The organism is Olleya sp. ITB9, assembly GCF_001315805.1.
Lineage (GTDB): Bacteria > Bacteroidota > Bacteroidia > Flavobacteriales > Flavobacteriaceae > Olleya > Olleya sediminilitoris.
The window spans coordinates 15,197-38,589 of record NZ_BCBW01000013.1 but is presented as its reverse complement, the minus strand read 5'-3'; the positions used below and the strand labels follow the sequence as shown (position 1 = coordinate 38,589).

At 31.9% G+C, this 23,393-nt stretch carries 19 protein-coding genes and 1 pseudogene; 16 read left to right on the top strand and 4 right to left on the bottom strand.

The window, feature by feature from the left end; genetic code table 11:
* Positions 1–58: 58 nt before the first annotated feature.
* Both ITB9_RS02760 and ITB9_RS02755 read right to left on the bottom strand, forming a co-directional pair.
* Entirely contained in the window at positions 59–1,177 is a 1,119-nt protein-coding gene (locus tag ITB9_RS02760; protein ID WP_054851043.1) for a DEAD/DEAH box helicase, read from the bottom strand.
* Positions 1,178–1,264: 87 nt separating this feature from the next.
* Positions 1,265–2,818, bottom strand: coding sequence for a DEAD/DEAH box helicase (locus ITB9_RS02755; RefSeq protein WP_054851042.1), 1,554 nt, complete (start codon positions 2,816–2,818; stop codon positions 1,265–1,267).
* A 108-nt stretch (positions 2,819–2,926) separates the two neighbouring features.
* Between ITB9_RS02755 and ITB9_RS02750 the strand changes: the two genes are divergently transcribed.
* The 11 genes and pseudogenes from ITB9_RS02750 to ITB9_RS02695 all read left to right on the top strand — a co-directional run bounded on the left by ITB9_RS02750 (position 2,927) and on the right by ITB9_RS02695 (position 16,357).
* Complete coding sequence (locus tag ITB9_RS02750) at positions 2,927–3,739, top strand: DUF1853 family protein (RefSeq protein WP_187294247.1); 813 nt, start codon at positions 2,927–2,929, stop codon at positions 3,737–3,739.
* A 92-nt stretch (positions 3,740–3,831) separates the two neighbouring features.
* Positions 3,832–5,406 (top strand): annotated as a pseudogene (locus ITB9_RS15785) (DUF4139 domain-containing protein).
* Positions 5,407–5,835: 429 nt separating this feature from the next.
* A complete protein-coding gene (locus ITB9_RS02735; RefSeq protein WP_261975544.1) occupies positions 5,836–6,330 on the top strand; it encodes a hypothetical protein in 495 nt (164 codons plus the stop codon).
* A complete protein-coding gene (locus ITB9_RS02730) occupies positions 6,320–6,769 on the top strand; it encodes a hypothetical protein (RefSeq protein WP_054851037.1) in 450 nt (149 codons plus the stop codon). The genes ITB9_RS02735 and ITB9_RS02730 overlap by 11 nt, the downstream gene beginning before the upstream one ends.
* 115 nt (positions 6,770–6,884) lie before the next feature.
* Positions 6,885–9,185: a type IA DNA topoisomerase gene (locus tag ITB9_RS02725; protein WP_054851036.1), complete on the top strand. Its 2,301-nt coding sequence runs from the start codon at positions 6,885–6,887 to the stop codon at positions 9,183–9,185.
* 80 nt (positions 9,186–9,265) lie between these two features.
* The gene (locus ITB9_RS02720; RefSeq protein WP_148638340.1) at positions 9,266–9,850 is read left to right on the top strand and encodes a pseudouridine synthase; all 585 of its coding nucleotides are present in this window, start codon (positions 9,266–9,268) and stop codon (positions 9,848–9,850) included.
* A gap of 73 nt (positions 9,851–9,923) precedes the next feature.
* Complete coding sequence (locus tag ITB9_RS02715) at positions 9,924–11,174, top strand: mechanosensitive ion channel family protein (RefSeq protein ID WP_054851034.1); 1,251 nt, start codon at positions 9,924–9,926, stop codon at positions 11,172–11,174.
* A gap of 94 nt (positions 11,175–11,268) precedes the next feature.
* Positions 11,269–11,955 (top strand): TetR/AcrR family transcriptional regulator, encoded by a 687-nt coding sequence (locus ITB9_RS02710; RefSeq protein ID WP_054851033.1) that lies wholly within the window; start codon positions 11,269–11,271, stop codon positions 11,953–11,955.
* Entirely contained in the window at positions 11,948–13,615 is a 1,668-nt protein-coding gene (locus ITB9_RS02705; protein ID WP_054851032.1) for a peptidase domain-containing ABC transporter, read from the top strand. Before ITB9_RS02710 ends, ITB9_RS02705 begins: the two co-directional genes overlap by 8 nt.
* A 1-nt stretch (position 13,616) precedes the next feature.
* The gene (locus tag ITB9_RS02700) at positions 13,617–14,972 is read left to right on the top strand and encodes an HlyD family secretion protein (RefSeq protein WP_054851031.1); all 1,356 of its coding nucleotides are present in this window, start codon (positions 13,617–13,619) and stop codon (positions 14,970–14,972) included.
* A gap of 2 nt (positions 14,973–14,974) precedes the next feature.
* Complete coding sequence (locus ITB9_RS02695; protein ID WP_054851030.1) at positions 14,975–16,357, top strand: TolC family protein; 1,383 nt, start codon at positions 14,975–14,977, stop codon at positions 16,355–16,357.
* On the opposite strand, the gene ITB9_RS02690 is transcribed toward ITB9_RS02695, so the two are convergent.
* Both ITB9_RS02690 and ITB9_RS02685 read right to left on the bottom strand, forming a co-directional pair.
* Entirely contained in the window at positions 16,354–17,118 is a 765-nt protein-coding gene (locus ITB9_RS02690) for a hypothetical protein (RefSeq protein WP_054851029.1), read from the bottom strand. The genes ITB9_RS02695 and ITB9_RS02690 overlap by 4 nt on opposite strands.
* 63 nt (positions 17,119–17,181) lie before the next feature.
* Positions 17,182–19,158 (bottom strand): thiamine pyrophosphate-dependent enzyme, encoded by a 1,977-nt coding sequence (locus ITB9_RS02685; protein ID WP_054851028.1) that lies wholly within the window; start codon positions 19,156–19,158, stop codon positions 17,182–17,184.
* 155 nt (positions 19,159–19,313) lie between these two features.
* On the opposite strand from ITB9_RS02685, the gene ITB9_RS02680 reads away from it, so the two are divergent.
* From ITB9_RS02680 to ITB9_RS02660, 5 genes are all read left to right on the top strand, one after another.
* Positions 19,314–20,261, top strand: a complete 948-nt coding sequence (locus tag ITB9_RS02680) for an isopenicillin N synthase family oxygenase (protein ID WP_028608013.1) — start codon at positions 19,314–19,316, stop codon at positions 20,259–20,261.
* 78 nt (positions 20,262–20,339) lie between these two features.
* Positions 20,340–20,666: a translation initiation factor gene (locus tag ITB9_RS02675; RefSeq protein ID WP_054851027.1), complete on the top strand. Its 327-nt coding sequence runs from the start codon at positions 20,340–20,342 to the stop codon at positions 20,664–20,666.
* Positions 20,667–20,668: 2 nt separating this feature from the next.
* A complete protein-coding gene (locus tag ITB9_RS02670; RefSeq protein ID WP_054851026.1) occupies positions 20,669–21,598 on the top strand; it encodes a DUF1835 domain-containing protein in 930 nt (309 codons plus the stop codon).
* Positions 21,598–22,467 (top strand): nucleoside phosphorylase, encoded by an 870-nt coding sequence (locus ITB9_RS02665; protein WP_054851025.1) that lies wholly within the window; start codon positions 21,598–21,600, stop codon positions 22,465–22,467. Before ITB9_RS02670 ends, ITB9_RS02665 begins: the two co-directional genes overlap by 1 nt.
* A 1-nt stretch (position 22,468) precedes the next feature.
* A complete protein-coding gene (locus tag ITB9_RS02660) occupies positions 22,469–23,323 on the top strand; it encodes a substrate-binding domain-containing protein (protein ID WP_028608010.1) in 855 nt (284 codons plus the stop codon).
* Positions 23,324–23,393: the final 70 nt, after the last annotated feature.

Sequence of the window (23,393 nt, the reverse complement as noted above, 5' to 3'; positions counted from 1 at the left end):
AATGATCAATAAAATGCATAATGATCGTTAGTATGACTTTTTTTATGTTATAAATAACTTATACTGTAATTTGTTTCATTTTAATGCCTAATGTTTGCTCGATTTTTTTCAGGTCTTTGTATTCGTTTCCTAAAATTAAAGCAATAGACTCCCCTTTTTTTCCAGCACGAGCTGTACGACCACTTCTATGAGTGTAATACTCTATATGCTCTGGCAATTGGTGATGCATGACAAATGCTAAGTCGTTAACATCAATACCTCTAGCAGATACATCTGTAGAGATTAATAATTGTAAACTGGTATTTTTAAAAGCACGCATCACTTTATCACGTTCTTTTTGTTGCATATCGCCTTCTAAAGCACCAACGTTAAACCCTTCGGTTTCTAATTGATGTTTTAATGCTTGCGCACCTGCTTTTGTACGTGTAAAAATAATACCACGTTGGTCTTCTCTATCCTCTAATAATCGCATTACTGTAGACGATTTTTCATGTAAAGATGTTTCGACAAAAAAGTGGGTTATATTTTGATTAACAATACTTGTTCTGTCAATTTCTAATCTAATCGCTTCATCTGCAATGTAGCGTTTTACAATTGCTTTTAGGTCGTCAGACATAGTTGCACTAAATAACCATGTGTTTTTTGGACCAGTAACACCGCTTAAAATAGTAGTTAAATCGTTTTTGAATCCCATGCTTAGCATCTCGTCTGCTTCGTCTAAGATAATGGTTTTAACTTCAGAAAGATTAACTGCTCCACGGTTAATTAGATCGACTAATCGACCAGGTGTTGCAATAATAATATGAGTTGTTCTGGCTACATTTTTAAGTTGAACGTCAATTTTTTCGCCACCATAAACACCCTCTAAAAAAATCTTGGTGTTATTATATTTTGTGAATTTAAAAAGTTGTTTTTTTATTTGTTGCACTAACTCTCTGGTTGGAGCTATAATTACTGCTTGAACTGCATCCTTTTTAGGATTAATTTTATGCAATACTGGTAAACCAAACGCAGCTGTTTTACCAGTACCCGTTTGTGCTAACCCAATAAAATCGGTTGTTTTTTTAAGTAATATAGGTATAGCTTGTTCTTGAATTTGAGTTGGTGTTTTAATCCCTACCTCTTTCAATGATTTTACGTAATTTTTGTCTAAACCAAGGTCTCTAAACGTCATAATTTTAGTAATTAGTCAATCGTTATTTTAATATATTACAAAAGTAAGCAACTGCAAACTGCGACTGGATACTAGTACTTATTTAATTTATTATTCCTCAGGTGGAAACCCGTTTATTTCTTCAAAAATCTCGTCAAAATTAGATCTTAAATACGAATTTAATTTTTTACGATAATCCTCTTTTAGCCACTCTACGAAATTGTAAGTACTTTTACTAATGCACTTAGTATAACGAGAGATACGGTAATCTATATCGTCCCCTAATAATTTAGCTAAAGCTAAAGCATCCCAAAGGTCTTCGCTATTTTCTGTACAAATGTGTGCGTGGTGTTGTATAGAGCGTTCTAATACAACTTTAGAGCTCTCTCCTGCTCTGATACTGTCTATGTAACATTTTTTGATATCAAAATAGACTTGTTCCGACTTTTTAAATTGCTCACGCAACTCGTCTGGCATTTCATATCTGAAATTGTTTTCAAGCTCTTCATCACTTAAAATTCCGTCTAAGTAATAATTAGGAGAACGGAAAATTTTATGCCAATCTAAGTCACTTCCCCATGGACCAAAACGGTGTAGGTTGTTTCCTAAATCGATTACTGTAAATCCGCTTTTATCTTTTAAAATACGCGATCCACGACCAATCATTTGGTAGTATAAGGTTAAAGATTTTGTGGCTCTGTTAAGCATAATACACTCGACTGTAGGCTCATCAAAACCAGTTGTTAGGATACTAACAGAGGTTAAAATAGCATCAGGCGTTTCTTTAAACCATCTTAAGATTTCTTTACGTTCTTTTTTAGTATTGTTATTGTCTAGGTGTGCGACCGGATAACCTGCTCTTCTAAAGGTATCATACACGTGTAATGACGTATTAATACCATTGTTAAAGATTAGGGTTTTTTTACCTTTACAACGCTCTTCATAAGCTTGAATAAGCTTAGTTAGCATGTCTGTATTGGTATATAAATCTTCTGAAGATTTTACTGTATAATCTCCGTTAGCACCAACTACTAATGAGGTTAAACCTACATTATAGCTATACACTTCAGCACGAGCTAAAAATTCGTTTTCAATTAATGATTGAATGGTTTCACCAACAATAAGCTCGTTATAATTATCCTTCATTGGAAGGTTAATATTACTACTTAAAGGTGTTGCTGTTACCCCAAGTATGAATGATTTTTCAAAAAACTTAAAAAGCTTAGTAAAACTGTTGTAGTGCGCCTCATCAATAATTACTAAACCAATGTCCGAAATGTCTAGTTTATTATCGTTTAATCTGTTGTTAAGCGTCTCTACCATTGCCACGAAACAGTTAAACTCGTGTTGATCGGAAAGATCTGCTTTACTATCTACAATCTTATTAGATACACCAAACTCTGATAACATTCTTGACGTTTGTTTACAAAGCTCTATACGGTGTGTCATTACTAACACTTGCTTTTTGTGAGTTTTTAAATATTGTCTTACAATTTCAGAGAAAATCACTGTTTTACCACCACCTGTTGGTAGTTGGTATAATAGATGGTAATCTTCTGGAGCTTCTTCAAAACATTTAAAAATCTTATCAATAGCACCTTTTTGGTAGCTATAAAGACTTTTTCCTTCTTTGCGTTCTTGTAATTCTATAGTTTTCACAGACATTAATTAATAGTAATTTTAAATTTTGAGATGTGCAAAAATACAACGAATTAAAGGGTTATGACAAATAATCTGCAAAAAAATTATAATGTCTATTTTTACAATTATAATATGGTACAAAACAGCACACAAATTCAAGCTCAGTTTTCGGGATTTTTTAATACTCCGCATTTATTTAAAACTTCAATTAAAGGATTGCAAGTGTTTGCAAAACAGCTAGATACTACTTTTGTTTTCAATAGTGATGTAAGAACAAATATCCGTCTTGGATTACTTGTAGAACACTTTGTTTTTGAAGAACTTAATCGTTTTGAGTCTACTGCTGTTTTAGCTAAAAACATTCAGATTCAGGAAAATGCTAACTTAACTGTTGGTGAATTAGACTGTTTGTATACGTATAAAACGCAAGTTTATCATTTAGAAATTCAGTTTAAGTTTTATCTCTATGATGCTACTTTGGGTGCATCAGAACTAGATGGACTAATCGGTCCTATGCGTCGTGATAGTTTGAATGAAAAACTACACAAGTTGAAATTCAAACAACTTCCGTTATTACATAAACCGGTTACTAAACCTTATTTAGAAGATTTAAAAATTGATACTAAAAAAATAAAACAACAGATCTACTTTAAAGCACAACTGTTTATTCCGTATGGTCAGAACATTACGTTTAAAACATTAAATAACGCTTGTGTTTATGGTTTTTATTTTAACTATAACCAATTGGACACCTTTAAGGCTTGTAAGTTTTATATTCCTAAAAAAACAGATTGGTTAGTAGATGTTCATACCAACGTAGACTGGCTGAGTTACACCAAAGTCATACCTAAATTAGAGGTATATCGATCTGAGCAGTATGCACCTATGTTGTGGCTAAAATTCCCGAATGGAAATCTTACAAAATGCTTTGTTATTGCTTACTAATTAAAACCATAACTTCCCTCAATCAAAGGTTTGGTTTACTCATTATTACTTTTGATTTCATCTTATTATTATAACTTCGTGAAAAAAAATATATGAACAAACTATTTAGTCTACTGCTACTCTTCACAGGTATTACTGTATTTTCTCAAACAGCAATTGATTCTAAAATCAAAGCTGTAAAAGTCTTTAAAAGTAATGCTGAAATTACAAGAGAAGCCACATTTGTAACAAAAACTGGATCGCAAGAAATTGTATTAACAGGTGTTTCTACATCCATAAATCCATCTAGTTTACAAGTACAATTTAACAACTCTAATACTATTTTGGTCTCTGCTAAATATGAAAAAAACTATCTAGTTTCTAAAGTTAATAACAAAGGCGTTGAAGCTTTAAAAGAGCAGTTAGAACTATTAAATGATGATTTAATCTGGTTGTCACACCAAAGAAATAGTTTGTTAGGCATTGAGCAAATACTTAATAAAAATCAAGATTTAGGGCATGGTAATTCTGGTTTTACACCACAACAGGTTATAGAATTAAGTGACATTTATCAAGCTAAATATTTAGAGATAAAAAAGAAAATTATAGCTTTAGATAAAAAGGAAAAACCTATCCAAGTAAAAGTTACAAAGCTAAACCAGCAATTAAACGAGCTTAATGCTAAATTTAATAAACCCAGTGGAAACATTGTATTACAAATAGACTCAAAAGCAGCTAGTAATATTACTATTGATTGCAAATATGTGGTTGGTAATGTAGGTTGGAGTCCATTATACGATTTAAGATCTAAAAGTATTACTGAGGATGTAGCGCTAACATATAAAGCTGCAATCTACCAAAACACAGGGTTGGATTGGAATAATGTAGACTTAACAATTAGTACTGGTAATCCGTCACAAAATAACAACAGACCAATTTTAAGTCCATTGTATGCAAACATTTATCAGTAGCAATTAAAAAGGCTTCAAGAAGTTGCATTAGAGGAAGTTTCTGTAAGTAATATGGCCTATACACAAGACGCTAGATATGATAATCCTTCAAGCATATCAGAAAACCAATTAACAGTAGATTTTGATATTTTAACAAAACGCTCAATTACAAGTGATGGTAAAGAAAACTTGGTGGCTTTACAAACCTTTAATTTAAAAACAGACTACATCTATCATACTGTTCCAAAGTTAGATAGTGGTGCTTTTTTACTTGCTAAAATAACAGATTGGAGTCAATATAACCTAATTGCAGGACAAGCAAACATCTTTTTTGAAGGCGCTTTTGTTGGTACATCTCATATTAATCCGGAAGTCACTGCAAAAGAATTATTTATATCTATGGGACGCGATAACAGCATTGTGGTAGAGCGTATTCCTGTAAAAAAATACACGTCATCTAAGTTTATTGGTAGCAATAAAAAAGAAACGTTTGGATATGAGATTGTTGTTAAAAATAAAAAAGGAACACCAATTACAATTGAAATTTTAGATCAAATTCCTGTGTCACAAAACAAAGATGTATTAGTAACTTTAAATAGTAGTCAAAATGCAGAGTACACAGAAAATATTGGTAAATTACTATGGACATTAGACTTAAAACCTAGAGAAACAATTATTGAAACCTTTAGATACACTGTTAAATACCCAAAAAGCCAGAGTGTTTATGGGTTAAAATAAATCTATTTTAAATTGAAAAAGTTAAGAAAGGCAATCTGTATTTAGGATTGCCTTTTTTCACGTTTTATTATTTGATTTTATTGAAAAAAAATAACTTCCTTCAAATTTGATCAAGTATCACAAAACAAACCTTAACGAGACTTAAAATTACAGTTGAATAAACACTGGATTTACTGAAATCGATGAACCGTTGACTTTATGCTTAAATTTAGTAAAAACCCAGATTATTTTATTAGATAGAAACCTGACAAAATATTTTTTAGTCACTTGGTTATATTCCTTATATAATGTCTCTATTTTATAAAATAACACTAGTTTTGTGTTATAAATAAACTAATTTACTCGACTTTTTTTTAAGTGAAAACTCATAAAAACATCCGACGTTTTATCGTTATCCTGCTTTTAATTATTCAGTCCTTTTTTTTGGCTATGATTATAAAAGAGCATTATGCAGAGCATAATTTTATGGTTGTAGTGGCTATTGTATGTATTATTTTTGCTGTTTATTTTGGATATCGCTATTTAGATTTACATCATGAGACCTATGAATACGAACGAATATCCGTAGCTATTTGGGTACCGATTGGTGCCATTTTATGTTATATTTTAAATATTGTCTTTGGTTTAGGTAGTGTCTTAGCTGCTGGTATTGTTGGATTTTTAGCCTCTTTTTTACCAGCACTTAATAGTCAATCTAATTATTTAAAACAATTACCAACGGTAATATATTGTGGAGCTTTTGTTGGTATGTCAAGTGTGCAAATTACACCCTCAATGGGTTTTGTAATTGCAGCAGGTGTTATTACAGGATTATTATATATGCTCTCTAAAAACTTGTTTTTAGGTATTGGTGGTAAACTTGGTGCTTTAGCTTTTGCTGGTGTCATTATTGTTTCATTAATCCATTGGTTATATGTTTATTAATAGTATTATCATTATTGTAACAAGCATGATAGGTGCCATACTTACATTTTATATTAGTGAGTCTTTAAACCAAGGAGCTGTTAGAGCCTCATCTTTACTAGCTTTACTTGTTGGTTTGTTTTTTTATGTTTTTCCAGACGTTTTAAATGTGTATTTAACCAAAAGTATTCCTGTCGTTTTTATTGGAGCAACATTTATTGGTATGGCCTCACCTAAAGGTCATAACAATTATCTTTTATTAGCAGTTGCAGGTGTTTTATTTAGTCTTGTTTACATCAATAAAAGTCGTTTTTTTAATGGGTATGGAGGTGCTTTAGGGACTTTAGCATTTATAACATTACTCTCTACACTTGCTTTAAATCATATTTTTTCACGCCATAGCCCAGTTTTAAAACATCTACAAAGCATTAAAAATAAAGTGTTTAAGCATAAATCTTAGTTTTTACAATACCACATCCTGCTCTATTTTATACTCTAGTTAATAACTACTGACAAAACCCTTTTAATAATTTAAGTAATTGATTTACTTTGCAAGTCTAAATTTTTATAAGCTTTTGAAAGTCTGTATTGCCGAAAAACCGAGTGTTGCTAGAGAAATAGCCCAAGTATTAGGAGCCAAAACTAAACGTGATGGTTATTTTGAAGGTAATGGATATGCAGTAACTTACACTTTTGGTCATTTGTGTACACTAAAAGAACCAAATGATTATAAACCGTATTGGAAAAGTTGGGATTTAAATAACTTACCCATGTTACCTGATAAATTTGAAACCAAGGTCACCAAAGATTCTGGTATTCAAAAACAATTTAAAATTGTAAAGCGTCTATTTGATAGTGCTGATGTTGTTATAAACTGTGGTGATGCAGGAACAGAAGGAGAATTAATACAACGTTGGGTTTTAGACCAAGCCAATTATAAAGGTGAAGTCCAACGTTTATGGATTAGCTCTCTAACAACCGAAGCTATTAAAGAAGGTTTTGAAAAATTAGAACCAAGTAAAAAATACGATAACCTATATTACGCTGGATTTTCTAGAGCTATTGGTGATTGGCTTTTGGGCATGAATGCGACGCGTTTGTACACCGTAAAACATGGTGGTTACAAACAGGTTTTAAGTGTTGGTCGTGTACAAACTCCAACTTTAGCCATGGTTGTCAACCGTTGGAAAGAAATAGAACACTTTAAACCACAACCCTATTGGGAACTTCAAACCTTGTATCGTGACACCTTATTTAGTTATGAAGAGGGACGTTTTTTAAAAATGGAAGATGGTGAAAAACTTGCCAATATTGTTAAAGCTCATGATTTTGAAATCGTATCTATCACCAAAAAGAAAGGTAATGAGTACGCTCCAAAACTATTTGACCTAACAGGACTGCAAGTATATTGTAATACCAAATTTGGATTTTCGGCAGACGAAACTCTAAAAATAGTACAGAAGTTATATGAAATGAAAGTTGTGACTTATCCAAGAGTTGATACTACATTTTTACCTAATGATATTTACCCTAAAGTTCCAGGTATTTTAAAAAACCTGACACAATATGCTAGTTTAACAGCTCCTGTTTTAGCTAAAAAAATCAAGAAATCTAAAAAAGTTTTTGATGATGCTAAAGTTACAGATCACCATGCTATTATCCCGACTGGAGTACAAAGTAATTTACAATATAATCAGCAACAAGTCTATGATATTATTACCAGACGATTTATAGCTGTTTTTTATGACGAATGTAAGGTCTCAAATACCACAGTTATAGGTAAAGCCGAAAGCGTCAACTTTAAAACAACAGGAAAAGAAATTTTAGATAAAGGCTGGCGCGTTGTTTTTGAAACTAAAGATAGCCCAACACGAGAAACTGGTACTTTACCTACTTTTGTTAAAGGTGAAAAAGGTCCACACACCCCAAGTTTTTTAGAAAAGCAAACCAAGCCACCTAATCAATATACCGAAGCCTCTCTCCTACGTGCTATGGAAACCGCAGGAAAACAAGTAGATGATGATGAGTTACGTGATTTAATGAAAGAAAATGGTATTGGCAGACCCTCTACAAGAGCCAATATTATTGAAACACTATTTAGGCGAAAATACATTAAACGTAATAAAAAACAGGTGTTACCAACGGTTACAGGTATTCAGCTGATTGATATTATAAAAAATGATTTACTTAAATCTGCTGAGTTAACTGGTCTTTGGGAAAAGCAATTAAAAGACATTGAAAAAGGCGAATATTCTGCTTCAGCATTTATAAACAACATGAAAAGAATGGTAGATCAATTGGTCTACGAAGTACGTACCGAAAAAGTTGAAGCCAAAATTAGCTACACCAATAATAAAACAGGTAAAGCCAAAACTAAAAAGACTAAAACAACTACAAAAGGGATTGTTGGTAAAGCCTGTCCTAAATGTAAAACTGGACAAATTTTAAAAGGAAAATCGGCTTATGGTTGTAGTGCTTACGGTAAAACCTGTGATTTTGTATTACCCTTTGATTTTGGCGGAAAAAAGATTTCAGAAAACCAATACAAACGTTTATTGGATAAAGGCTCAACTGTAAATTTAAAAGGGTTTAAAATTGAAGGTGCTTCGGTAGAAGGCTTACTTCGGTTTGATGATGATTTTAAGTTGAAATTGGAACCAAAGCATAAAAAAGCCTCTCAAACCACAGCTGATTCTGACGAAAAAACTTGTCCTAAATGTAAACAAGGCACTATAATAAAAGGAAAAACAGCCTATGGTTGTAGTGCATATAAAACAGGCTGCGATTTTAGATTTAGTTATGATCTGATTCGCGAAAAAGCCAATGGACAACCCCTAACTAAGGCTTTAGTATTCCAGATTTTAAATGCGAATTAAACAGATTCTTTAAGCATTTTACTTAAAGTGATTTTGATTACTAAAATGACTTAACTAGAATTGATAATAACATTACTACATTGAAAGACCACAAACATTTTAAAATCTATAAGCCTTACAAAATGTTAAGTCAGTTTTCTAGTAACGCTAAAAAAGAACAACGTAAACATTTTTTAAGCGAGCTAGGTACTTTTCCAGAAGGCACTATGCCAATTGGTCGCTTAGACGAAAAAAGTGAAGGTTTACTGCTATTAACAACTGATGGCAAATTAAGTGATTATGTTAACCAGTCTGGTATTGAAAAAGAATACTATGCTTTGGTGGATGGCGAGATTTCCGCGAAAGCGATACAAGATTTATGCAATGGCGTCGAGATTGGTTTTAATGGTAAAAAATACCAAACCAAACCCTGTACTGTTTTCAAGTTAAAGAATACACCAATATTACCAGAACGGTCTCAAAAAATAAGAGATGCAAGACATGGTCCAACCACATGGATTTCGGTAACTTTAACAGAAGGTAAGTTTAGACAAGTCCGTAAAATGACTAGTGCTGTGGGTTGTCCAACTTTAAGATTAGTACGTGTTAGAATTGGAAACATCACGCTTGACAACCTACAACCAGGAGCTATATTACCTATTGCTAATCCAAACCAATTACTTTAACGTATCTTTAGTTTTTAATACTGTTGTAATCGTTTTAAACCCTTTACTTTTGTAGCATAATTACACTTTACAAATGATTAAATACGCACATTTTTTTTACGACCATTTTAGAGACTTAGGCCTTACTGCAATCACGTCAAAATACTTAAACATGACGGTTTTACTTATTTTGGTTGCTTTATTTATTTTTTTAATAGATGTCTTAGTTAGAAAGGTTTTACGTTTAATATCTGCAAGAATAGCCTCTAGAACCAAGTCTAATTTTGATGATTTATTAATTTCAAATCGCGTTCCAAGAAATGTTGCACACATACCTGCTTTATATATTGCTTTAAAAAGTATCCCTATTGTATTTAATGATTTTAATAATCTACATTTACTTTTTCAAAAATCCATACAAATAGCTGGTATAATTTTAGGATTATGGATTGCAAGAAGCTTATTAAATACTTTAAAAAACTATTTTAAAACATTACCAAGATTTAGAGATAAACCTATAGATAGTTACATCCAAGTCTTTATGATTTTTGCTTGGTTTTTTGGTGTTGTTATGGCTTTGGGTGTTATCGTTGGTGGTGACTCTTTATGGAAATTTTTAACAGGTTTTGGTGCTGCAACTGCTATTATTTTATTGATTTTTAAGGATACCATTTTAGGTTTTGTAGCAAGTATACAAGTCTCTATTAACGACATGGTACGTATTGGAGATTGGATTACGTTTGAAAAATTTGGTGCTGATGGTGATGTTATTGAAATTAATTTAGCGACTGTAAAAGTGCAAAACTTTGATAACACCATTACTACTATACCAACCTATGCCTTAATTTCAGATTCGTTTAAAAACTGGAGAGGTATGACCAATTCGGATGGTAGACGTATTAAACGACACATGTTAATTAAGCAAACTAGTATTAAATATTTAAATGAAGAAGATATTGAAAGGTTAAAAAACATTGAAATTATATCAACGTATTTAAACACTATGCAAGATAAAATTAACAATTTTAATCAATCACATACCATAGACAAATCTGTTTTAATTAATGGACGTAATTTAACAAACATTGGTGTCTTCCGTAAATTTATACAAACCTATTTACAACAACATTCTGCCATAAATAATAACATGTTGTTAATGGCTAGACAACTTCAGCCTACTGCACAAGGCATACCTTTAGAGATCTATTGTTTTAGCAAAGACAAACGTTGGGAAAGTTATGAGTATGTTATGAGTGATTTATTTGATCATTTTTTAGCTGCAGTCCCTTATTTTGATCTTGAGTTGTTTGAATTGCCCAACGACACGTCTTTTTTAAAGTCTTAAAACACACTAATAATCAATAGAAAAGTTAATGATTAGTTAATTTGATTTCATTTATGATAGTATTACTATTATATTTGCATTCAAATTAATTGTTATGCAGTCACTACTTTCAAATTTAAAAATTAACATTAACGAAAAAATCTACCTGAAAGACCCTGAATCTTCAGCTTTAGGTAAGCGTATTGTAGAAAATAGCATCTTGCTTATTGATGAATTAGGTTTTGATGCTTTCACATTTAAAAAGTTAGGTGCAAAAATAGGCTCTAACGAAAGTAGCATTTATCGTTATTTTGAAAGTAAGCATAATGTCTTAATTTATCTAACATCATGGTATTGGACATGGCTTGAATATCAATTGGTTTTTACAACTAATAGTATTGAAAACCCTATTCAAAAGATTGAAAAGGCTATAGTCATCTTAACTAGGAATACTATAATTGACTCTGATTTTTCACATATTAACGAAGTTCTTTTAAAACAAATTGTCATAAACGAATATTCAAAATCATACCTAACCAAAGAGGTTGATGACGAAAACAAAGATGGTTATTTTAAAGTTTATAAGCGTTTAGTTACCCGTTTACATGATATGATTTTAGCTGTAGATGCTAATTACACTTACGCCTTTAGTCTTGCAAGTACAGTTATTGATGGTGCCTTACACCAGCACTTTTTAAAAGATCATTTTACTACCATTTCAGATTTAAAACCTGAAGAATCACCTACTAATTATTTTAAAGATTTAGTTTTTAAAAGTTTAAACATTTCGACACATGAGTAAAAAAATACTAACTGCTTGGCAACGTTTTATTGCATTATTAAAACTAGACCGTAAAGATGTAAAACAGGTGTTTTTTTATGCCATTTTTGCAGGATTAGTCAACCTATCTTTACCATTAGGTATTCAGGCTATAATTAACCTTTTACAAGCTGCACAAGTCAGTACATCATGGATTGTATTGGTTATATTGGTTACCTTAGGGGTTATTTTTGTAGGTGTTTTACAGCTTATGCAAATTAGAATTATTGAAAACATACAGCAAAAGATATTTACAAGAGCTTCTTTTGAGTTTGCTTATCGTTTTCCTAAAATGAAAATGAGCGAACTTAACGGTTATTATCCTCCAGAATTAGCCAATAGGTTTTTTGATACTATAAATGTTCAAAAAGGTATTGCAAAGGTTTTGATTGATTTTCCTGCAGCAGTTTTACAAATTATATTTGGACTTTTACTACTTTCATTTTACCATCCGTTTTTTATAATTTATGGTGCATTATTAATCATTTTAATATATGTGGTGTTTAAGTTTACTGCCGAAAAAGGTTTAAAAACTAGCATAGACGAGTCTAACCACAAATACAAAGTCGCGCATTGGTTACAAGAAATTGCACGATCAATTGTTAGCTTTAAACTATCTGGAAAAACTAGTTTAGCTTTAAATAAAAATGATAAATTAGTTACCGATTATCTTGAAGCTAGAGAAGGTCACTTTAAAATATTAGTCACTCAGTTTATTCAACTTATTGGATTTAAAGTCTTAGTAACTGCTGGTTTACTAATTATTGGTGGTGCTTTAGTATTAAACCAACAAATGAATATTGGACAGTTTGTAGCTGCCGAAATCATTATATTATTAGTAATCAATTCAGTTGAAAAACTAATTTTGGGTTTAGAAACTTTTTATGACGTATTAACCTCAATTGAAAAATTAGGTAAAGTAGTAGATAAAGATCTTGAACCACAAAACGGAGCTCTATTAGATGATTCTGTAATAGATTTTAATATAGAGTTAGACGATGTCACACTAACTGTTAGTGATAGATTAGATCCAATTATTGATAATTTATCATTACAGATTAACACTAAAGATCGCATTTTAATTCAAGGTAAAAGTGGTTCTGGAAAATCTAGTCTTTTAAAACTAATAGCAGGTGTTACAAAACCTACTAAAGGTAGTATTTACGTTAATGACAAAAACCTAAGTAGTATTAATATTAATAATTACCGAGCAAATATTGGTCAGACGTTAGCCGAAGAAACCCCTTTTGAAGGTACATTAAGAGAAAATATCACCTTTGGTAATACAGATATTACAAGTAAACAATTGGATTGGGCTATTAATAATGTTGGACTAAATGATGTTATCAAGCAAATGCCAAACGGGTTAAACACTATGATTTATCCTGAAGGAAAAGGTATTTCGTTTACAGTGTCTAAAAAAATTATGTTAGCAAGAAGTATTGTAAAACAACCTAAATTACTAATGCTAAAAGAGCCATTAGATCAATTTGAAACACAGGAAGCTAATAAATTAATGGATTTTTTAAGTCAACCAGAACACCCTTGGACATTAGTAATAGTTAGCCAAAACCACCTTTGGAAAACTAAATTAAACCGAATCATAACCTTGGATAAAGGTCAAATAATTAACACGCAATAATATGTTAAATATTTCAAGAAATAGCGTCAATAAAAATGTTGATATAAGCAGGTTTAGTTCTGTACAAAAAGCATTTAATAAAAAGCATTATAAACATTTTAATCGTTTACTAATCACCTCAGGAGTTATTGGTATTATCGTATTATTTTTACCTTGGACTCAAAATATTACAGCCTCTGGATCAGTCACTACCTTAACACCAGACCAACGTCCTCAAACCATTCAATCACCTATTCCTGGACGTATTGAGAAGTGGTTTGTACGTGAAGGTGATTTTGTAAAAAAAGGCGATACTATTTTGTTTATTTCCGAAATTAAAAATGATTATTTTGACCCTAATTTAGTCGAAAGAACTGGTCAGCAAATTAAAGCTAAAACCTCATCGGTTCAATCCTACACTGGTAAAGTTAAAGCATTAAACAATCAAATAGCAGCACTAAGTAATGAGCGAGGTCTAAAATTAAAGCAAGCAGAAAACAAACTATTACAATCCAAACTTAAAGCCAAAAGTGATAGTATAGATTTTGAAGCAGCTAAAACCAATTTAAATATTGCTGAAACACAATTAAACCGTACCCAACAATTACAATCAGAAGGCTTAAAAGCAGTGACTGAAGTCGAAGAAAAGCGCCTTAAACTTCAAGAGACTCAAGCTAAATTGATTTCGCAAGAAAATAAATACTTAGCTTCTCAAAATGAAATCATTAATGCTAAAGTCGAATTAAATAGAATTAGTGCTGAGTATTCTGACAAAATTTCAAAAGCACAAAGTGATCGTTTTACTGCAGAATCTAATGGTTTTGATGCTGAAGCACAAGTCACAAAATTGGAAAACGATTTTACCAACTATTCCATGCGTAATGACATGTATTACATAAAAGCACCACAAGATGGTTACATCAATCGTGCTATAAAAGCAGGAATTGGAGAAACATTTAAAGAAGGCGAGCAACTAGTAGGAATCATGCCTGCAACTTATGACATTGCTATCGAAACCTTTATAGCACCAATAGATCTTCCACTAGTACATGTTGGTGAAGAATTTAGAGTCCAGTTTGATGGTTGGCCAGCTATTATTTTTAGCGGTTGGCCTAATGTATCTTATGGTACTTATGCTGCAAAAGTGGTAGCAATCGAACAATTTATAAGTCCAAACGGAAAATTTAGAGTCCTACTTTCTCCTGTTCAAAAAGCACACAAATGGCCAACAGCAGTCCGTGTAGGATCTGGAGCAAAAACAATGGCTTTATTAGAAGACGTCCCAATTTGGTATGAGTTATGGAGGCAATTAAATGGCTTTCCACCTAACTACTACCAGCCAGACAGTAAAGCGACTACTAAAGCAGATAAAAAATAAACATGAAACACGTATTCTATTATATTTTATTGTGGTGTCCCATAATAGTATCAGCACAACAATTAGACAGTCTTAGTTACACTGAGTTTTTAAGTTATGTCAAACAAAATCACCCAGTAGTAAAACAAGCCAATTTACAGTTAGACACTGGTGAGGCAACACTTTTAAAAGCCAGAGGAAGCTTTGACCCAAAAATTGAAGGGACTTTTAATGAAAAAGACTATAAAAATACCGAATATTTTGAGCGTCTAAAAACTACTTTTAAAATTCCTACTTGGTATGGTATTCAGCTAAAAGCTAATTATGAAGAGAATACTGGCTACTATCTAAACCCAGAATACACAGTACCAAATGACGGTTTATTTAGTGCAGGTATTGGTTTTTCGTTAGGTCAAGGCTTACTAATTAATCAACGAATGGCTGATGTTAAAAAAGCTAAAATCTATCAAAAACAAACTAAAGCAGAACGCGATTTAATGGTAAACCAAGTGCTTTATGATGCTTCTGTTGCTTATTTTAATTGGTTGCAAGCCCATAAAGAAACTACTATATATCAACGTTTTTTAGACAATGCTAACATTCGTTTTAAAGGTGTCAGATCAAGTGTTATAGCAGGTGATAAAGCAGGAATAGATAGCCTGGAAGCTGGAATTATAGTAAAAAATAGAGCATTACAATTAGAACAAGCTAAAGTAGATCTTTTAAAGTCCAAATTAGAAGCTTCTAATTTTATTTGGCTAAAGAACATACCAGTTGAAATTACAGACAATATAAAACCTGTTGTTATTTTAAATGATGAAATAGATAGCCAATTAGCCTTAAATAACACTTTAGAATATGATAATAACAATCATCCCAAATTGCTTGCATTGCAAAGTAAAATAGACGGTTTAAATATTGACCGAAGACTAAAAGCTAATAAATTACTACCTGTTATTGATGCTGAATATAATTTTTTAACCGAAACTCCAGATGTTTCAAATTCTTTTAATGCAGGAAATTACAAAGCTAGAATAAACGTCTCTTTTCCTTTATTTTTAAGAAAAGAACGTGGTGATTTAAAAATTAGTAAAATTAAGATTTCAGATGCTGAGTTTGATTATTCCGATAATAAGCTTCAGATTAAAAATAAAATTAAAGCATTAACCAAACAGCTTGAATCTTATACAATCCAAAACCAAATGATTACTGATATTGTAAACGATTACAACACGATGCTACAAGCAGAAGAACGTAAGTTTAGTTTTGGAGAAAGCTCAGTCTTTTTAATAAATAGCAGAGAAAATAAATTAATAGAAGCGCAAGTCAAAGCCATTACTTTAGAAAACAAATTATTAGCCACAAAAGCTAAATTGTTTAATAGTTTAGGACTTGTACCAAATTAATTGTCGTTTTTAGGATTAGGATCTGCTTCAGACTTATCTTCTGTTTGAGATTTAAGTTTAAGTCCAGAATCCTTTTCTTTTACAACAATTATAGATGCTTTAACACCTGTAGCAAGATTCCATTGGTTAGTTGCAATAACATTACCTAGCTCATCTAAAACCTGAAACTCTGCAGTATTAGGACCTGAAGTTCCTTGGTTTAAAGCCTGAAAGTCTATTTTATTAATGCCCTCATCTAAAGGCATTAATAAACCATTAAACCCAGAAGTCAGTGTCACACTGGATACCATAATATCATCATTAACATACACTCTAATTGCATCACCATCAGGATATTGATGATCTCTGTATATAATATTAACAGCTTTAGCAGTAGTCTTGTATTCTCCTAAAAATTGATTAACTAAGCTTCCGTTGTTAGACTTTTCGTCATCTTCTTTAAATTTAAGTTGACGTTTTAATTGTCCAGCATACAATTCAGCTGGATTTCTAAAATTATTATCCTCTTCATACACTGAAAATTTAGGTCTTGGCTTTGCAACTGTTTTAACTTCTTTAGGTGCTATAACTTCGTTATTACTATCCTCATCAGGTTTAACGTCTATAGCTTCAGGAGCAGGATCAATAATTAATTCTGGATCATCTTCAGGATCATCACTCTCAATAGCAGGAATGGCAAACCCATTGTTGTCGCTATCAATTTGAGCAAAGCTTACCGTTGATAGTGTTAGTAGAATGAAAAGAGAAATATAAAATTTCATGTTATTACTTTATGTTATTTGTCGAAAATAAACCAAAAATCATACCTTAATGCTAAAAAAATATTAATACTGTAATAATTTTAACAATTCACCTTCAAATTTATCTCTAGACAAGTATTGATCTTCCAGTTGATTAATAAACGGAATTGGTGTATCTAAACTTGCTACACGCTTTACAGGTGCATCTAAATACTTGAAACAATGTTCCATAATTAATGCAGAAATATCACTAGCAATTCCTCCAAACAAAGAGTCTTCTTGTAAAATAATAGCTTTACCTGTTTTTTTTACTGAGTTATAAATAGTCTCAGTGTCTAAAGGCTGTAAGGATCTTAAATCTATAAGTTCTGCATTAATATTTGGATGTTTATCTAAGGTATTTAAAGCCCAATGCACAGCAGCACCATAAGCTATAATCGTAATATCCTCTCCTGTTTTTAAAGTTGCTGCTTGACCAAACGGAATGGTATAATAGTCTGTAGGCACATCTTGTCTTATACTTCTATATAAGGCTTTATGCTCGAAAAACAGTACTGGATTAGGATCATTAATTGCTGTTGCTAATAAGCCTTTTGCATCATAAGGAAATGCTGGATAAACCACTTTTAAACCTGGTGTTTTAGTAAACCAAGCTTCATTAGTTTGGCTATGAAAAGGTCCTGCTGCTACTCCTGCTCCACATGGCATTCTTAAAACAACATCTGCATTTTGATTCCATCTGTAATGAGATTTTGCTAAATAATTAACCACAGGATTAAAACCTGAAGTTACAAAATCACTAAACTGAAGCTCTACCACGCTTTTCAAACCAGCAATACTTAATCCCATTGCAGTCTCGATTATTGCAGATTCACATATTGGTGTATTACGCACTCGGTCTTTTCCAAACTGTTTAACAAATCCATCTGTGATTTTAAAAACACCACCATATTCGGCTACATCCTGACCCATTATAATTAAGTCGTCATGTTTTTCCATGGACTGTTTTAGGCCTTCAGCAATAGCATCAACTAGACGTTGCTCTTTTTTAATTGAATTTTCTTTAGTTTCTTTATAATCAAATGATTGATAAACGTCATTTAACTCTACAGTTTCAGTTGAAACGATTGGTTTTTCCGCGTAAGCGATATCTAAATTATCATTAATTTCTTGAATAATTTCAACTTTAAATTGAGTCACTTCTCCAGCTGTTAAAAGCCCTTCGTCCTTTAAAAATTGCTCATAATTGTCTATCGGATCTTTTGCAGACCACTGATCCATTAATGCTTGAGGTACATATTTTGTTCCGCTAGCTTCTTCATGACCACGCATTCTAAAGGTCTTAAATTCGATTAAAATTGGACGCGGATTTTCACGCACACTTTTAGCCAACTGGTCCATTGTGTTATAGACTTCAAGTATGTTATTACCATTAATTATGTGGCTTTCCATACCATAACCCAAGGCTCTGTCTGCTAAATCTTTACAATTGTATTGCTCATTAGTTGGAGTTGATAATCCGTAACCGTTATTTTCTATACAAAATAATACTGGTAATTGCCATACTGAAGCGACATTTAAGGCTTCATGTATGTCGCCTTCACTTGTGCCACCTTCTCCAGTAAATACAGTAGTAACCTGTTTTTTATCTTTTAATTTAGACGCTAATGCAATACCATCTGCCACACCAAATTGTGGTCCAAGATGACTAATCATCCCTACAATATTAAACTCTTGTGTTCCAAAATGAAAACTTCGATCACGACCTTTAGTAAATCCGTTAGCTTTACCTTGCCACTGTGAAAATAAACGATGCAAAGGGATTTCTCTGGTAGTAAATACTCCTAAGTTTCTATGCATTGGCAAAATGTATTCTTCGTTAAGCATAGCAGAGGTAACACCTACAGATATAGCTTCTTGACCTATTCCAGAAAACCATTTACTAATTTTACCTTGTCTTAGTAAAATTAACATCTTCTCCTCTATTAATCTGGGCTTTAGCATACGCTTATACAATTGTATAAGTGTCACTTTATCTAAGTTTTTTTTATCAAAAGTCATTTTGGTTTTTATAGTTGGTGTTGTTTTAGTTAGTGTTTGTCAAATATAGAATTTTTGCCATAAACAATTATGAGTGCTATTAAAATAATGTAAGACTACCATTTTATCAATGTTTTCGCTACATTTGTATATATTAGTATTATAATTTAATAAAAATGAATAGCATACCTAGCGTTAATTTAAAAGATTTTATATCTGGAGATCCTGTTAAAAAACAACAATTTGTGGATCACATTGGAAAGGCTTATGAAGAAATAGGTTTTGTAGCCTTAAAAGGGCATTTACTTGACGAAACATTAGTTGATAATTTATATGAAGAAATCAAGAATTTTTTCTCTTTACCATTAGAAACAAAGCATAAATACGAAATTCCAGGCATTGGTGGTCAACGTGGTTATGTGTCTTTTGGAAAAGAAAGTGCGAAAGGAAAAAAAGAAGGTGATTTAAAAGAGTTTTGGCATTTTGGTCAATACGTAGAAGATGATGAAGCACGTGCTAAAGAATACCCTCAAAACGTTACTGTAAATGAGTTAGCTAAGTTTAACCAAGTAGGTAAACAAGCATATCAAAAGTTAGAAGAAACTGCTAAATATGTGTTACGTGCTTTAGCTTTACATTTAAATTTAGAAGAAACTTACTTTGATAATTATATCCATAACGGAAACTCTATTTTAAGACCAATACACTATCCTCCAATCACACAAGAGCCTGATAATGCAGTACGTGCAGCAGCACATGGTGATATTAACTTAATTACGTTATTAATGGGTGCTCAAGGACGTGGATTACAAGTCCAAAATCATAAAGGAGAGTGGATTGATGCAATTGCAGAACCAGACGAATTAATGATTAATGTTGGAGATATGTTATCTAGACATACCAACAATAAATTAAAATCAACCATACACAGAGTGATCAATCCACCAAGAGAACTTTGGGGAACTTCACGCTACTCTATCCCATTTTTCATGCATCCGATTAGTGAAATGAAATTGGATGTTTTAGATAGTTGTATTGACGATAATAATCCTAAACAGTTTGAAGATATAACTGCTGGAGCTTTTTTAGATGAACGTTTAAGAGAACTTGGATTAAAAAAATAGTACTTAGTATTAGGCCTTAATAATTTGTTTATACAACAATTATTAAGGCTCTTTACTTATTTTCAAACATTTAATAGCATGGATTTAAAAGATCAACTTAAAAACCTTTTTCCAGAACACGTCTCTGAAACTGCTGAAAAACAAGACACTAAAAGCGATATCTGGTTGCAGGACGATCCCATTATTTGCAAATACGAAAAACGTAAAGGGAAACCTATAACTATTCTTGAAGGTTATACAGGTGCAACCGAAGATTTTAAACTATTAGCAAAATCACTTAAACAAAAGTTGAGTGTTGGTGGTAGTTTTAAGGATGATAAAATAATAATCCAAGGCGATTATCGTGACCAAATAATGACTATCCTAAAAGACAAAGGATTTAATGTCAAACGTGTTGGTGGATAATTATGGACACTAATATACTGCATATTACCAATGGCTCTAGCCTTACAGCGTTTTTAGAAAAAATAAATGTTTCTGGAGATTTTCTGACTTGGAGAGAAATGTTATGCGAAGGTCCAACTATTAAAAACATTGATACACCAGAGTTTTTTAAACTAAGACAAACGTTTTTAGAACACACTTATGATGTAGACTACGATCTTGATTTAGCTAAAAAAGACATTGCTAAACTAGACGATGTTATTCCATACACAGAGATAGTGCTTTGGTTTGAATACGATTTATTTTGCCACATTAATTTAATAGCTGTTATTAGTTTAATAAAACAAAAAGGCATTTCATTACCTCTATATTTAGTGTGTAGTGGTCGTGTTGCTGGAGAGAAAGACTTGAAAGGTTTAGCACAATTAAGCACACAACAATTATTAGAGCATTACGATAATAAAGTTAAATTAAATGTAGATGACATTGCTACAGCCCAAAAAGCTTGGCGAATTTATTGCGAAAACGACCACAACCTTTTTAAAGAATTAATTATTAGACCTTCAAGTTTCAAATACTTAAGCAACTGCCTAAAAGCACATTTAAGACGTTTTCCTGATACCAGAAGTGGTTTAAATACCCTAGAGTATAACATTCTAGTTTTAATAAAAGAACACAACATAACTTCTAAAAATCATTTATTGGGTTACTGTTTACATTACCAAGGTTATTATGGTTATGGTGACTTACAGTTACAACGTATGATAGATAGATTGGCTATTTTTTATACTGAAACTGAAGACACATTAACCCTTAGTAGAGATTGCTTTTTGGCAATTGAAAACCAAAAGACCTTTTTTAAATCTATTGATACAGATTTTTACTTTGGAGGTGTCAATAAAAAAGACTTCCAATACTATAAAAAAGAAAATAAATTAATACAAACCATTTAATGGCTATACAAGACTCCGAATTAATTTTAAATCCAGATGGTAGTGTATACCATCTTAATTTATTGCCAGAACACATCGCAGACACCATCATAACTGTTGGTGATCCAGATCGTGTACCAGGTGTTACAAAATACTTTGACTCGGTTGAGTTTACGACTCATAAAAGAGAGTTTCATACTCAGACAGGTACGTATAAAGGCAAACGTATGACTGTTATATCAACAGGAATTGGAACTGATAATATTGACATTGTTTTTAACGAGCTAGATGCATTAGTAAACATAGACTTAAAAACAAGAACAATCAATAAAACACATAAATCACTAGACATTATCAGAATAGGAACCTCAGGATCTATACAAAAAGAAATTCCTGTAGACAGTTTCGTAATTAGCGAAAAAGCTTGCGGTTTTGACAGTTTACTTCATTTTTACAATAGTAAACACATACAACACACAGAGGTGTCTGATGCTTTAATAGAGCATACCAATTGGTCAAAAGATAAATCAAAACCTTATGTAGTCACTGCTGATAAAGATTTAATGTCTACACTAAGCTCTGATCAAACAACAAAAGGATTTACAGCTACTAACGTCGGATTTTACGGACCTCAAGGTCGTATTTTAAGGTTATCTATTCAAGATAATGACTTAAACGATAAATTAGCAACCTTTAATTATAACAATCAACCTATTACAAACCTTGAAATGGAAACCGCAGGAATCTATGGTTTAGCAGGTTTACTGGGACATCGTGCAGTTTCTATGAATGCCATTATAGCCAATCGTGCTACAGGTCAATTTAGCAAAGATCCTAAAAAAGTGGTTGAAACATTAATACAATATACCCTTGATAAATTAGTACAATAACATGAAGCAAATTAACATTGGTGGTGTACCAGAACATTTTAACCTAGCTTGGTATTTAGGTTTAAAAAATGGCGAATATAAAGCAGAAAACATCAACTTACGTTGGAAAGACTATTTTGGTGGTACAGGTGCTATGTGTAAAGGTTTAAGAGATGGTGACATTGATATGGCTGTCATCTTAACCGAAGGAATTGTTAAAGATATTATTGCTGGAAATAAATGTAAAATTGTTCAGGTTTTTGTTGAAACACCTTTAATTTGGGGAATTCATGTTGCAGAACAATCAAAATACAATACCATTGAAGCATTAAAAGGTACTAAAGCAGCCATTAGTCGATATGGTTCTGGATCACACTTAATGGCTTATATTAATGCTGAAAATAATGGTTGGGATATTAAAAAGGACTTAGACTTTGAGGTTATTAAAAACCTTGATGGCGCAGTTAAAGGTTTAACCGAAGGGAAAGCAGACTACTTCATGTGGGAAAAATTCACCACCAAACCTTTAGTGGATAATGGGACATTTAGACGTATTGGTAATTGTCCTTCACCTTGGCCTTGTTTTGTAATTGCTGTAAGAGAAGATTTTTTAAAGACGAATAAGGAAGACGTCAAAACCATTTTAAATATTGTTAATAACACAACATCAGAGTTTAAAGACATACCAAGTATAGATCGTATGATTGCCAATCGTTATGAGCAAGAATTAGAAGATGTACAAGAATGGTTAAGCTTAACAGAATGGTCTCAAGAAAACATCTCTAAACAAACCATTAAAAAGGTTCAAGACGAACTATTTGCCTTAAATATTATTCCTGAAAAATGGGATTATAAAGATTTTGTCGAAGAGTTATAACTCCTATAATTTCAAATAAGACATAAAAAAAAGAGGCAGAATATTCAGAATATTCTGCCTCTAATTATTG

Excerpts from the sequence above, each read along its gene's own strand:
- ITB9_RS02755 (WP_054851042.1), bottom strand. The coding sequence starts at position 2,818 with ATGTCTGTGAAAACTATAGAATTACAAGAACGCAAAGAAGGAAAAAGT.
- ITB9_RS02750 (WP_187294247.1), top strand. The coding sequence starts at position 2,927 with ATGGTACAAAACAGCACACAAATTCAAGCTCAGTTTTCGGGATTTTTT.
- ITB9_RS02735 (WP_261975544.1), top strand. The coding sequence starts at position 5,836 with ATGATTATAAAAGAGCATTATGCAGAGCATAATTTTATGGTTGTAGTG.
- ITB9_RS02730 (WP_054851037.1), top strand. The coding sequence starts at position 6,320 with ATGTTTATTAATAGTATTATCATTATTGTAACAAGCATGATAGGTGCC.
- ITB9_RS02715 (WP_054851034.1), top strand. The coding sequence starts at position 9,924 with ATGATTAAATACGCACATTTTTTTTACGACCATTTTAGAGACTTAGGC.
- ITB9_RS02710 (WP_054851033.1), top strand. The coding sequence starts at position 11,269 with ATGCAGTCACTACTTTCAAATTTAAAAATTAACATTAACGAAAAAATC.
- ITB9_RS02705 (WP_054851032.1), top strand. The coding sequence starts at position 11,948 with ATGAGTAAAAAAATACTAACTGCTTGGCAACGTTTTATTGCATTATTA.
- ITB9_RS02700 (WP_054851031.1), top strand. The coding sequence starts at position 13,617 with ATGTTAAATATTTCAAGAAATAGCGTCAATAAAAATGTTGATATAAGC.
- ITB9_RS02695 (WP_054851030.1), top strand. The coding sequence starts at position 14,975 with ATGAAACACGTATTCTATTATATTTTATTGTGGTGTCCCATAATAGTA.
- ITB9_RS02690 (WP_054851029.1), bottom strand. The coding sequence starts at position 17,118 with ATGAAATTTTATATTTCTCTTTTCATTCTACTAACACTATCAACGGTA.
- ITB9_RS02685 (WP_054851028.1), bottom strand. The coding sequence starts at position 19,158 with ATGACTTTTGATAAAAAAAACTTAGATAAAGTGACACTTATACAATTG.
- ITB9_RS02680 (WP_028608013.1), top strand. The coding sequence starts at position 19,314 with ATGAATAGCATACCTAGCGTTAATTTAAAAGATTTTATATCTGGAGAT.
- ITB9_RS02675 (WP_054851027.1), top strand. The coding sequence starts at position 20,340 with ATGGATTTAAAAGATCAACTTAAAAACCTTTTTCCAGAACACGTCTCT.
- ITB9_RS02670 (WP_054851026.1), top strand. The coding sequence starts at position 20,669 with ATGGACACTAATATACTGCATATTACCAATGGCTCTAGCCTTACAGCG.
- ITB9_RS02665 (WP_054851025.1), top strand. The coding sequence starts at position 21,598 with ATGGCTATACAAGACTCCGAATTAATTTTAAATCCAGATGGTAGTGTA.
- ITB9_RS02660 (WP_028608010.1), top strand. The coding sequence starts at position 22,469 with ATGAAGCAAATTAACATTGGTGGTGTACCAGAACATTTTAACCTAGCT.